9 protein-coding genes are annotated in these 13,078 nt (G+C 33.8%); 3 read left to right on the plus strand and 6 right to left on the minus strand.

What is annotated here, in order from left to right; all coding sequences use genetic code 11:
• Positions 1 to 5: 5 nt before the first annotated feature.
• From QBK95_RS19810 to QBK95_RS19835, 6 genes are all read right to left on the minus strand, one after another.
• Positions 6 to 704, minus strand: coding sequence for a PepSY domain-containing protein (locus tag QBK95_RS19810; protein WP_280936294.1), 699 nt, complete (start codon positions 702 to 704; stop codon positions 6 to 8).
• A gap of 20 nt (positions 705 to 724) precedes the next feature.
• Positions 725 to 1,453, minus strand: a complete 729-nt coding sequence (locus tag QBK95_RS19815; RefSeq protein WP_280936295.1) for a heavy-metal-associated domain-containing protein — start codon at positions 1,451 to 1,453, stop codon at positions 725 to 727.
• Positions 1,450 to 2,013 (minus strand): DUF3347 domain-containing protein, encoded by a 564-nt coding sequence (locus QBK95_RS19820; protein WP_280936296.1) that lies wholly within the window; start codon positions 2,011 to 2,013, stop codon positions 1,450 to 1,452. Before QBK95_RS19820 ends, QBK95_RS19815 begins: the two co-directional genes overlap by 4 nt.
• Positions 2,014 to 2,048: 35 nt before the next feature.
• On the minus strand, positions 2,049 to 3,251 hold the full coding sequence (locus QBK95_RS19825; protein WP_280936297.1) for a TolC family protein: 1,203 nt from the start codon (positions 3,249 to 3,251) through the stop codon (positions 2,049 to 2,051).
• A 93-nt stretch (positions 3,252 to 3,344) separates the two neighbouring features.
• Positions 3,345 to 7,028 (minus strand): efflux RND transporter permease subunit, encoded by a 3,684-nt coding sequence (locus tag QBK95_RS19830; protein WP_280936298.1) that lies wholly within the window; start codon positions 7,026 to 7,028, stop codon positions 3,345 to 3,347.
• 122 nt (positions 7,029 to 7,150) lie between these two features.
• Complete coding sequence (locus QBK95_RS19835) at positions 7,151 to 7,585, minus strand: HYC_CC_PP family protein (RefSeq protein WP_445012639.1); 435 nt, start codon at positions 7,583 to 7,585, stop codon at positions 7,151 to 7,153.
• A gap of 120 nt (positions 7,586 to 7,705) precedes the next feature.
• Here QBK95_RS19835 and QBK95_RS19840 point away from each other — a divergent pair, with 120 nt between their 5' ends.
• The 3 genes from QBK95_RS19840 to galE all read left to right on the plus strand — a co-directional run bounded on the left by QBK95_RS19840 (position 7,706) and on the right by galE (position 13,052).
• A complete protein-coding gene (locus tag QBK95_RS19840; RefSeq protein ID WP_280936300.1) occupies positions 7,706 to 8,161 on the plus strand; it encodes an XrtF-associated fRMsr-like GAF protein in 456 nt (151 codons plus the stop codon).
• A gap of 569 nt (positions 8,162 to 8,730) precedes the next feature.
• The gene (gene glpK, locus QBK95_RS19845) at positions 8,731 to 11,910 is read left to right on the plus strand and encodes a glycerol kinase GlpK (RefSeq protein ID WP_280936301.1); all 3,180 of its coding nucleotides are present in this window, start codon (positions 8,731 to 8,733) and stop codon (positions 11,908 to 11,910) included.
• A 125-nt stretch (positions 11,911 to 12,035) separates the two neighbouring features.
• Complete coding sequence (gene galE / locus QBK95_RS19850) at positions 12,036 to 13,052, plus strand: UDP-glucose 4-epimerase GalE (protein ID WP_280936302.1); 1,017 nt, start codon at positions 12,036 to 12,038, stop codon at positions 13,050 to 13,052.
• The last annotated feature ends 26 nt before the right edge of the window (positions 13,053 to 13,078 follow it).

The following is a 13,078-nucleotide window of genomic DNA, read 5'->3' on the forward strand; positions in this document are numbered from 1 at the left end:
CCTAATTATCTTTTAAAAAATTTCCTAATCGTAGTTGAGGAAATATACCAAAGTACAAACCCACTTAATACCGTTATTAGTCCCAGTAGAGAGAATGCTCTTAACGCGATTGTATTAAAATCATCTCTTCCTTCATAATCCATGGTATGCGTCATCCATAAAAAATCAAACCATCGCCAAGATTGATGCCGTACTCGCTGAAATGACCCGTCCTTTGCCGATACATAGGCTTTTACATTTTCTGGATGATCGTAATTAACTACATAAGCAGGCAATGGTCTTTCTCTATATTCGTGATGCTTATCTACTTCTGTTATTATATCAACAGAGGTAACTTTTAAGTTTTCTAAAACATATTCTGAGGCCACTATTAATGCTTCTTTTTTAGAAATTTCGGGTTTTACTACTCCAGTTTTGGCATTGATTAAAACACTATCATTAACCCAGTAATAAGGTGTATCAGCGATAGTCTTTAGTTCCAATGAAGATATACTAAACCCAAATAACGTCGAATCCAACCCTTTTAAATTTTTATACCTAATAGGTTCCACTTTTTTTTTGAATTGATCCCCATGAATTTCATCGATATCCGTCCAACTAAAATACAATCCACTGATTGTCCACATCAGAAATTGAATCCCCAAAAATATCCCTAAATAACGATGGGCTTTTCTAATAACGATTCCAGTTTTTCTTTTAACCATAGTTTTTATGTGTTATTTCTTTAAGAATACATCTTTAATAACATCCATACAGCCATCACCAACATTATTGTGTTTTCTATAAACGTGGCCTTAGTCATTGGTAATTTTAAAGCAGTTCCTAAGCAAGCACATTGAATGTTTTTCTTATCTAGTAAAACTTTGGTTACACCGATAGTTGTGATAGATAAAATAAGCACAGTAACTATTAATGCTATATCAATCCTAAAACGCATTAAAAACATAAGGGCAAGTACGGTTTCAATAAAAGGATACACCCAACCATACATCGGTATTGCTTTTGCTAAAGGATCGTACATTCTAAAAGATTTTGGAAACCCTTTAAGATCTAGGATTTTAAAAAAGCTAAAAACCACATAAAACAATCCCATAAAATCTAACATAAACTCACTTACATTCCAGGAATTATAATTAAGTAATACGGAAGCTATCGTGATATATCCGAAAATCAGAAAAAGTGGAAACAACTGCTGTAATTCACTCTTTTCTTTGACAAAAGCATTATGGGTTTCAGGAAAATTACCTGTATCCTTTTCTGTGATATTGTATGTTTCTGGTAGGGCACGCTTAAAAACCTCAATATTCAGAAGCTTTTTTGTTGTAACAACAGCTTCTTTATGTTCAAGGTTCACAGCTACTTGTGTAACTTCAGGTATTTCTTTAAGAATATTTTCTATTCCTGATCTACATCTTTCACAGGTCATACCTTCTATTTGATAGTACTTTTTCATTGTATGGTTTGATTCACACTACCACATTGCAACATTTTGTCTCCATAATATGGGTTACGAATTTCTTTAGAATCAGATAACCAAAACCCGCCTTCTCCTTTAAAAGCCATTGGACAATATTGCTTATACACTTCTCCAGAAGTAATATCCGCCTCACTCACCAACTTCGCTGTTTCTTCAGTTAGTGTCACAAAAAAATCTCTTTGTTTTTTAACATCTTTAGTCAATGCAATTAGTTTTGCTGTTGCTTTTAACTGTTTTGTTCCTTCAGACTCTTCAATTAAGTTTTCAAGTTTTTTGGCTTCTTGCTGTACTACCTTATAATTAGAGTTTACCAATCCTCTTTTTATATTAAGATATTGACTATAGATTTTTCCTGTAATTTCATCAGTAAAAACAACTTCACTTCTCGCCTCTGTAACATTAAGATCTACATCACTGGCGATGATTTCCTCCTGTTGCGTTGGAATTGATTTTACTGGTTCTTTCTTATCTTTTCCACAAGATAATACTACTAGAGCTGTTGCTATTATTATTGTTTTTAAAACTATTTTATTCATTTGACGCACTTTTTAGTTGTAATATATTTTAATGATTATCGTAAATAATTTAATGTAGCAGTTTGCATAAAGTACATTGCTATAGCTTCAATTTTTTTGTTTTCAAAAGTCAATAACATGTCCTGAATATCCAGTATCTCTTTAAAATTTAATTGAGCTGTTTGATATCCTGCAAGTATTATTTTTTCTGCTTGTTTAGTTTGTTCAATGTTTTTTTGCTGCGTATTATAATTAATTCGTGCCGTGATTCTTTTGTTAATGGCTTCTTCCATTAAGTTTTCCAGATCATTCTGCGAGGCTTCTCTTTTCTGAAACATTTCTTCTTTTTGTAACTCATATTGCTTAGACCTAGAACCATGCTTTTTAGAAAACAATGGGACTGAAAAAGAAACTGTCGGCATAATAATATCTTTTCCGTTATCAGAAAAACTTAAATTTGGCCGTTCTTGTACGATTACATAATCTAATCCAAAACCTATTGATGGCAAGGCTTCTTTACTATTTGCTTTTTCCTTTTTCTCTATCACATCATTCATATGATCATAGGTTATCAATTCTGGATGGTATGTAATATCATCCAGCATCATTGTAGGCTCTTCTTCTGGAATAAATAAATTATCTGGAATAAATAATGGGTCAAAACCATCTCTATGCAACAATTGATTCATAGCAGTTTCTGCCGTAAGAATTTCACCTTTTAAAATCTCATTTTGATTTTGAAGGTTGTTTTTGGCAATATTAAATTTCAGAATATCTACTGCAGACGCTCTATTGTTTTCTACCTCTTTAAGAGCAATCTCGATATAAGTCTCCAACAATTTACTTTGTGCTGTCAACACATTTTGTCTAGCCTTTAATTCATATAATTTGTAATATTTTTTTTCTACTTGTAATGTGATTTTTCTTTGAGCTATCTCCAGATTATTTTTATATAATTCACTCTCTGCAGAAGCGATTTCTTTTCTAGCTTTGATGGTTCCGAACCAAGGTATATTTTGATGAGCTGTAAACTTGGCCTTCTGTGCTCCAGTACGAGTTTCTGGCTCACTAACAAAATATCCAGTTCCTATTTGAGTATTAGGCAAACCACTAACTTCTTGCACCTTTTCTTTACTCATATCTACAGCATTCTGAAAAGCCTTCAATTCAGGGTTATTTTGTTTTGCTTCTTGAATATATTCCTGAAGAGTTTGCCCACTCAACACATTAAAAACAAAAAATAGAAAGCTAAAACTCATTAGGCTTTTATAACACATTATCACAGGTGAAATGCGAAATATCGAACTAGCTTTTCTATCCAAACTCATATGTTCCATTATATCTATCTTTCTTTATTTTTTATCTTCTTTTCTTAATCCAAACTCTTCTTTCCAACTAAACAATATTGGCACCACAAATAATGTAATCAATGCAACGAGCATTCCTCCAAAACTTGGTATTGCCATTGGTATCATAATATCACTTCCTTTTCCAGTTGATGTTAATATAGGAAGTAATGCCAAAATCGTTGTTGCTGTAGTCATTAAACAAGGGCGTATACGTTTTTCGCCTGCTTGCACTACAGCAGCTCTGACATCTACTAATGTTTTTGGTTGATTTTTCTTAAAACTTTGTGTTAAATACGTTGCCATAACCACTCCATCGTCTGTTGCGATACCAAATAATGCAATAAAACCAACCCAAACAGCAACACTAAGGTTAATAGTTTGTATTTGAAATAAATCTCTAAGATTTCCTCCAAACATGGTGATATTCAAAAACCAATCCTGACCATAGAACCATATCAATATAAATCCGCCTGCGAACGCCACTGCAATCCCTGTAAAAACCATTAAAGAAGTAGCAACCGATTTAAATTGCAAATATAATATCAAAAATATGATAAGTAACGCTAATGGTATTACGAAAGAAAGTGTTTTCTCTGCTCTTAATTGATGCTCATAAGTCCCTGTAAACTGATAGTTAACTCCCTTTGGAGTCTTTACATCTCCTATCTTGATTTTTTGTTCAATTAGCTCCTGAGCCTTTTCGACTACATCTATTTCTGCATAGTTATCTAATTTATCAAAAAGCACATATCCTACTAGAAAAGTATCTTCGCTTTTGATCACTTGTGGTCCTTGCTCATACCTAATCGTAACCAATTCACTTAAGGGAATAGGGCTTCCTTTTGTTGTTGGAACATAAACGTTTTTAATATCATCGGGATTTGCTCGTAATTCACGAGGATAACGCACTCTAATTCCATAACGCTCTCTTCCTTCTACTGTTTGCGTTAGCATCATTCCTCCTAAAGCAACTTGCAGTACTTCTTGAACTTGTGCAACAGACACTCCATAACGTGCTATTCGATCCCTGTCAATATCAATTAATAAATATGGTTTCCCAACAATTCTATCGGCAAAAACTGCTTCAGTTTTAACACCTTCTACTTGTTTTAACACATCCTCTAATTGCAACCCGAAAGCTTCGATCGATTTTAAATCTGGGCCTTTTATTTTGATTCCCATAGGCGCTCGCATACCCGTTTGCAGCATAATCAATCTAGTTTCGATAGGTTGTAGTTTTGGAGCAGATGTTACTCCAGGAAGCTTTGTTACTTTCACTATCTCTTTCCAGATATCATCAGGAGATTTAATTTTTGGACGCCAATTTCTATAATACTCACCATCCTTGTCTGGAATTAACTCTTTTATGTTTGCTTTAGCATTTGTTACAAAATTTCCGTTTTTCAATTGAAATAAACCTTCCTTATTTACTTTGAAACGTTGACGTTTTCCATAGCTATTCAATGCGTATTCTGGTTTATATAGAATTACATTTTCATACATTGATAATGGAGCAGGATCCAAAGCCGATTCTGTTCTTCCTGCTTTACCAACTACAGTTTTTACTTCAGGAATTGTAGCAACGGCCATATCTAATTGCTGAAGTACTCGTTTATTTTCTTCTACTCCCGAATGTGGAAGCGAAGTTGGCATCAACAGAAATGATCCTTCATTGAGAGCAGGCATGAACTCTTTACCGATATTATTCATAATACATAAACCAGCAATCACAATTGTTGTTGGCAATGAAAGAAACAATAATTTATTGCGTAGCGCCCAATTTAATATTCGAACATAATATCTTCTGAACAAATTGAATATTCCTAACAATGCGAAACAAATAAACCCAACAAAAATCAGGTTCCAGAAAATATTTTTGTCCGTTCCTAATGGTCTCCAATATTCTGCAAGAAGAAAAACAATAACGATTCCAGAAATAACATTATTAACCAAACTTGCTTGCTTCTTAGAACATATTCCTCTATGCTGTAATATAGGAGTAACACCAAAAGCGATTAGAATCAAACCCAAAGCGAATCCATAAAAAACTGCTAAGATCCCAGATATGATAATAATTATATGAATCACATAACTCGCCGTTTTTCTTATTGTACGTTTTCTAAACAAATGTGCGGCAAAAGGAGGAATTAAAAACAACGCAATAATAATAGAAGCTGTAAGAGCCATCGTTTTGGTAAAAGCCAATGGACGAAAAAGTTTGCCTTCTGCTCCAATCATTGTAAATACTGGAATAAAACTTACTATGGTAGTTAATACAGCAGTCAATATAGCTCCAGAAACTTCTGTAGTAGCATTATAAACTACAGTGTTTACTGGTAATTTATCATCATTAGTATCAAGGTGTCGGATAATATTTTCTGAAAGTATAACACCAACATCCACCATTGTGCCTATTGCGATGGCTATACCAGATAACGCTACGATATTCGCTTCTACTTCAAAAATTTTCATAGCGATGAAAACCATTAAAACTGCAACGGGTAATAATCCAGAAATTAAAACAGAGATCCTAAGATTAAAGACCATAATTATGATCACAAGAATAGTAATCATCATTTCTAGAGTTAATGCCTCATTCAAAGTCCCTAAAGTTTCCTGAATCAATTCTGTCCTGTCGTAAAAAGGAACAATAGTAAGCTGCGATGTTCGTCCATCATTTAGAACTTTAGAAGGCAATCCTGTAGCTAATTCCTTAATCTTATCTTTTACGCTCGTGATTACCTCTAAGGGGTTTGCTCCATATCGTGCAACTACAACACCTCCAACAACTTCTGCGCCTTCTTTATCAAGAATACCTCTTCTGGTTGCTGGTCCCAAAGAAACATTCGCTATATCTTTTATTTTTATCGCAGTATATTCTTCAGAACTAACCACTGCGTTTTCTATATCGGTAATGGATTTAATATAACCCAAACCACGAACCAGATATTCTGCATGGTTAATTTCTAAGGTTTGTGCTCCAATATCCTGATTACTCTCCTTTACAGCTTTTACAACATTATGTAACCCTATGTTGTATTGCTTCATTAATTCGGGATTCACATCTACTTGATATTCTTGTACATATCCTCCAATTGATGCTACTTCGGATACTCCTTTTGCAGATGATAATCCATATTTAACATAATAATCCTGAATACTTCTTAATTCTTGTAAGTCCCAACCACCAGTCACATTTCCGTTCTCATCTCTTCCTTCTAGTGTGTACCAAAAAATTTGACCTAATCCCGTAGCATCAGGACCTAATGTAGGTTTTACATCATCAGGCAACAATTGGTTTGGCAAGGAATTTAGTTTTTCTAAAATTCGGCTACGACTCCAATAGAATTCTATGTCTTCTTCAAAAATTATATAAATACTGGAGAACCCAAACATCGAAGAGCTACGTATTGTTTTAACTCCTGGAATTCCAAGCAAAGATGTAGTTAAAGGATAGGTGATTTGGTCGTCAATATCTTGTGGAGATCTTCCCGCCCATTTCGTAAAAACAATCTGTTGATTCTCTCCAATATCTGGAATGGCATCTACAGCAACAGGGTTACTGGGCAACAAATCTTGACTCCATCGAAAAGGAGCATTAATCAATCCCCAACCCACAAAAATCAATAGTAGCAATACCGCTACAAGTTTGTTTTCTATTAAAAATTTGATGCTTTTATTGAGCATAATCATACTATTTAGCATATTATTAATTGAAGTCCATTGGATTCAAATAAATGATCCAATAGCATTTTTAACAATTACAACTCATATAAAGTTATACTGTTAAACAATAATAATAGGCTACATCAAATCAGGAAAGTCTCATATAAGATATGTATGTCTGCCACCAGTTCTGGAGGAGCATACTCTTTGGGAACAATATTCTTCTCTTTTCGCAGAGAAAAGAGATCTATATAAGAGTAGATAAAAGTTGTAATAAATGTTTGATGAAACTGATCAAACTGATCTAAAGAAGTTTTAAGCTCATCCTGACCTTCAAGAATAATAATTTCATCTTTACAACAAGATTTTTTCTTCACTTGTAACTCTTGGTCTTCGGCATGGGTATTCATTTCCATCCCACAATCTTTGGCTTTAGAAAATATCGCAACATCCACTAAAAATCTACCACAGTAGTGCTTTTCTACAGTAAAAGATAGTGTAGAAAACAATACCAGACATCCTAATATCATCGATGTTATTTTTTGAAAAACCAATTTCATATCCCCACAAAAGTACATAATATTTATAGAAACTATATTTTTTTACATTTTCATGAGACTTTTTTAACAAAACAATACCATTCGAAAAAACCGTCTTTTTTAAATATTTTAGATATTTTTGCCGAAAAATTGTAAAGAATGCTATTTGACGACTTAAAACCCCAAGTTATTGACATATTAACAAACGAAGGTACTTCGGTTACCGATAGACTGCATCAAGTTTGTCAATTACTTAAGGATTCTATTGAATATTATGATTGGGTTGGTTTTTACTTTAAGAACGGTGATAAGGATGAATTAAAACTTAGAACCTATGTTGGAGAAGAAACTGATCATGTTATTATTCCCTTTGGAAAAGGAATCTGTGGTCAAGTAGCTTTATCTAACGAAAACTTTGTTGTTCCTGATGTACAAGCTCAAGACAACTACATTGCTTGTAGCTTTACGGTTAAGTCTGAAATAGTAGTTCCATTATTTAAAAATGATGAAAACATCGGACAAATCGATATCGATTCTGAAACACCAGATCCTTTTACTGAAAAAGACGAACGATTTCTAGAGTTTGTAAACCAAGAGGTCGCAAAGATTCTTTAATTCTTGAGCTACTGCGTGTAGTGTTTTTCATCTTTTGTTTTCTAATTGTTTTTGTTATGTACTCAACTATACTACTTTGCTGTAGATTAACAGAAAGATTTCATCATATCCTATTATGATGTTTGAGCATAGTAGATCTTATAACCTTGACAGAAAATTATACTATATCATTACGTTATCCAACGATTGATGAGTCTACCGTAATCATTCTAAAAAAGCAATCAACTCCTTTATATTAACTTCTTCCTTTTGCTTTTACCAAATTACTCTATCTGTTATAGTTAACATACTTCTGTTATTATAACTATTGTAAATAAAAGCTAATTCCATCCATCATCTAAAACATACAAGATCATATTATTCGTTCAAAAAATTAATGGAAATGATCATTCTAATACATAAAAAATAATACAAACGATTACATTTTTTTTAATTAGTAATTATCTTTTCTATTGTGTTAATAATTTAGATATTTATAAATAAATGATCAGTATTGTTAAAAAAAACATTCTTTTTTAAGGAAACTATAAGATCATTAAGCATAAAGAAATAAAGTCAAATATTTTCTGATGGATACAAAATATATTATAGCATTTGATCAAGGAACAACAAGTACCAGAGCTATCATTTTTGATAATAATGGTACTATTTGTGGTATATCTCAAAAAGAATTAACCCAACATTATCCTAAATCGGGATGGGTAGAGCATGATCCTCTTGAAATTTTTAAACATCAGCAAGAAGTTTTTGAAGAGGTACTATCTGAATCAAAATTATCCATTGATGAAATAGCTGGGATTGGTATTACCAATCAAAGAGAAACGACCGTTGTCTGGGATAAAAATACTGGAGAGCCCATTTATAACGCAATTGTTTGGTTAGACAAAAGAACATCAAAAATATGTGACCATTTAAAAGCCATGGATCTGGAAGATTATGTTTCTGAAAACACTGGGCTTGTGATTGATTCTTACTTTTCTGGCACAAAATTAAAATGGATACTGGATAATGTTAGTGGTGCAAGAGAAAAGGCAGAAAAAGGAGAACTACTATTCGGGACTATTGACACCTGGCTTATCTGGAAATTTACAAACGGAGCAAAGCATGTGACAGATCACTCTAATGCTTCCAGAACCTTATTGTACAATATTATAACACTGAAATGGGATGAAACATTATTAACGGCCCTAAATATCCCTAAGAGCATGCTTCCTAAAGTTCAACATTCTTCATCTGATTTTGGCAGTATTTCGTATCAAGGAAATGAAATCCCAATATATGGAGTTGCTGGTGATCAGCAAGCTTCCTTATTTGGACAAGGAGGTTACAAAGCAGGAATTGCAAAAAACACATATGGAACAGGTTGTTTTCTGCTATTAAACACAGGAAAGAAAGCCTATCAATCCAAAAATGGTTTATTAACTACCTTATGCTGTAGTTTACCTGATGATAACATCAAATATGCTTTAGAAGGTAGTGTTTTTGTCGGTGGTGCATCAGTACAATGGTTGCGAGACAAGTTACAGGTAATCACCAAAGCATCAGAAACCGAACGTATCTGTGTTTCTACATCCTCTCCTGAAGATTTATATGTAGTTCCAGCTTTTGCAGGTTTGGGAGCACCTCATTGGGACATGAATGCTAAAGGAGCGATTTACGGATTGACACTTGATTCTGGAAAAAACGAAATCATAAAAGCTACTGTAGATGCTTTAGCATATCAAACCCGAGATGTACTGGATGCCATGGTAGAAGACAGTGGTAAACTCATGAAAGAGCTTAAAGTAGATGGTGGAGCATCTGCTAATAATTATTTAATGCAATTTCAGGCAGACATCCTTAATGTAGAAGTAGATCGCCCTAAAATGTTAGAAGTAACAGCACTTGGAGCTGCACTCTTAGCAGGAATAAAAGCTGGGGTTTGGACCAAAAAAGATATTTCAAAAATTAGAGTTATTGACACCAAATTCAAACCACAAATTACTGAACATCAGCGCAACAGAAAGTATAGCGGATGGCAAGAAGCTGTAGCACGCACAAAGACTGTAAACGCATCAATGCTTTCTGTTAAAGAAGAAGGACCAATTCGGTTTTCTATTTTAGATCGGGATAGACAATTACGGCGTGCTCAAATGACTAAATATGACCTAATCATTATTGGCGGCGGTGTTACTGGAGCAGGTATTGCATTAGATGCCGCATCCAGAGGACTAAAAGTATGCCTTGTAGAAAAAAATGATTTTGCGTCAGGAACAAGTAACAAATCCACAAAACTTATCCATGGTGGATTGCGATATCTAAAACAAATGGAAATTGCATTAGTTAAAGAATCTGGAAGCGAACGTGCTATGGTACATAAACTTGCTCCTCATCTGGTAGTTCCTGAGAAGATGTTATTGCCTCTTATTGAAGGAGGTACTTATGGCAAAATGATGACTGCTATTGGATTAAAAGTATATGATTTTTTAGCTAATGTAGAAGGAGATGATAAACGTAAGATGTTGAGTATAGAAGAAACTATCTATAAAGAACCTTTATTAAATAAGACCAAGCTTACTGGAGGTGGATATTATGCAGAATACAGAACTGATGATGCAAGACTTACTATAGAACTTCTAAAAAAGGCTGCATCTTACGGAGCAGATATTATCAGTTATTGCGAAATGACAACTTTTAATTACAATGAAGAAGGAAAAATAAAAAGTCTTGAATGTTTAGATCATAATTCTCAAAAAAGGTTTGTTATAAAATCCCGAAATTATGTTTCTGCAGCAGGTCCTTGGGTAGATTTGTTACGAGAAAAGGATCATTCTATGAATAGTAAGCACTTACATCTAACCAAAGGAGTTCACATTGTATTTTCAAGAGAACGTTTCCCGCTTACACAATCTGTGTATTTTGATGTTCCTGATGGGAGAATGATTTTTGCTATCCCAAGAGGCAGAGCTACTTATGTAGGCACAACAGATACCAATTACAGCTCTAATTTAAATCGTGTAGTTGCAACCCAAGATGACGCCTCTTATCTATTGGATGCAGTAAATAACATGTTCCCTACTGTACACCTCACTCTAGAAGATATTGAATCTAATTGGGCTGGATTAAGGCCACTAATCCATGAAGATGGTAAAGATCCTTCTGAATTATCAAGAAAGGACGAAATTTTTATTTCTAAAACTGGATTGATCTCTATTGCTGGAGGCAAACTTACGGGATATCGTAAAATGGCGCAACGTGTTATTGATGCTGTCTTAAAAACCATGAGTAACAAAAAAAGAGAACAATTTTTAAAATCACATACTCAAACTATACCCTTAACAAGTGACCCTTTAAAAGATACACAGGAAGTAGATCAATACATGGAAGAAGTTACCCAACAACTTAAAGATATCGGTATACAGGATGAACATTATGGTTGGTACCTAGCAACTACCTATGGTAAACAGGCAAATGCTATTATCAATAAAGTGAACTATTTTTTAAATGATTCTATTGAAGAAAAGTTGATTAGATCAGAAGTATGGTATGGAGTTCATCATGAGATGATTAATAGCTTAGCTGATTTTTTTGTACGAAGAACCGGAAGACTATACTTTGACATTAATAGTGTGCGCCAATATCGTTCTATGGTTCAGGAAGATTTAATAAAGTATTTGGGTTGGGATGAACAACGTTTGGAAAAAGAAAACCAATATCTCGATTTGTTAGTACAAGATGCTTCTACATATTATGAACATGAAATTGCGTAAAATCAAGATTCTGAATCATTTGATTTTCTGACAATTACTTAAAACTTATTCTTTTATCTGTTTCCAGTTAAATCAGGTATTATTAACTTTACAACCTTATACCAAGGAACTCTTAAAAAGTAAAAATGAAAATATTAGTAACTGGCGGTTTAGGGTTTATAGGCTCACATACCGTAGTAGAATTACAAAATGAAGGATATGAGGTTGTTATTATAGATAACTGCTCTAACTCCTCTACCGATGTCCTAAAGGGTATTCATGGCATCACGGGACAACAACCTATTTTTGAGCAATTTGATCTGAGAGAAAAAGATAAGGTTCAAGATTTTTTTAATCGTCATACGGATATTGAAGGCGTTATTCATTTTGCAGCATCAAAAGCGGTTGGTGAGAGTGTAGAAGAACCATTGCTTTATTATGAGAATAACATTAGTGTACTAATCTACATACTACAAGAACTGCAGAAAAAGAATAAAACCAACTTTATTTTTAGCTCTTCTTGTACCGTATATGGGCAGGCAGATGAGTTACCTATTACAGAGAATGCTCCTGTAAAAGTTGCCGAATCTCCTTATGGAAATACAAAACAAATTGGAGAAGAAATTATTCGCGACACGTGCAAAGTACAATCCAATCTAAATGCGATTGCATTGCGATATTTTAATCCCATTGGTGCGCACCCATCTGCAGAAATTGGTGAATTACCAATTGGGGTTCCTCAAAACCTGATTCCATTCATTACGCAAACTGCAATTGGCCTTAGAGAACAACTTTCTGTTTTTGGAGATGATTATCCTACTGAAGATGGTACTTGTATCAGGGACTATATTCATGTAGTAGATTTAGCAAAAGCTCACGTAGTAGCATTACAGCGTCTTCTTAATGGAAATAACTCATCCAATTATGAAGTATTCAATGTAGGAACTGGAACAGGAAGTTCTGTACTAGAAGTTATACAATCTTTTGAGAAAGTATCGAGTCGAAAATTAAATTACAAAATTGTTGAAAGAAGAGAAGGCGACATTACTGCCGCTTATGCGAATACAGATAAAGCTAATAATGAACTAGGTTGGAAATCAAAAAGTAGCCTGGATGAAGCATTATCATCTGCCTGGAAGTGGGAACAAAAGGTCAGAAACTAAATAAAAACAACTTATTAAGCATAAAA

Source organism: Aquimarina mycalae, assembly GCF_029906345.1.
GTDB lineage: Bacteria > Bacteroidota > Bacteroidia > Flavobacteriales > Flavobacteriaceae > Aquimarina.

What these genes read in the sequence shown, in the direction of transcription:
- QBK95_RS19810 (WP_280936294.1), bottom strand. Translation starts at nt 704, where the DNA reads ATGGTTAAAAGAAAAACTGGAATCGTTATTAGAAAAGCCCATCGTTAT.
- QBK95_RS19815 (WP_280936295.1), bottom strand. Translation starts at nt 1,453, where the DNA reads ATGAAAAAGTACTATCAAATAGAAGGTATGACCTGTGAAAGATGTAGA.
- QBK95_RS19820 (WP_280936296.1), bottom strand. Translation starts at nt 2,013, where the DNA reads ATGAATAAAATAGTTTTAAAAACAATAATAATAGCAACAGCTCTAGTA.
- QBK95_RS19825 (WP_280936297.1), bottom strand. Translation starts at nt 3,251, where the DNA reads ATGAGTTTTAGCTTTCTATTTTTTGTTTTTAATGTGTTGAGTGGGCAA.
- QBK95_RS19830 (WP_280936298.1), bottom strand. Translation starts at nt 7,028, where the DNA reads ATGCTCAATAAAAGCATCAAATTTTTAATAGAAAACAAACTTGTAGCG.
- QBK95_RS19835 (WP_445012639.1), bottom strand. Translation starts at nt 7,585, where the DNA reads ATGTACTTTTGTGGGGATATGAAATTGGTTTTTCAAAAAATAACATCG.
- QBK95_RS19840 (WP_280936300.1), top strand. Translation starts at nt 7,706, where the DNA reads ATGCTATTTGACGACTTAAAACCCCAAGTTATTGACATATTAACAAAC.
- glpK (WP_280936301.1), top strand. Translation starts at nt 8,731, where the DNA reads ATGGATACAAAATATATTATAGCATTTGATCAAGGAACAACAAGTACC.
- galE (WP_280936302.1), top strand. Translation starts at nt 12,036, where the DNA reads ATGAAAATATTAGTAACTGGCGGTTTAGGGTTTATAGGCTCACATACC.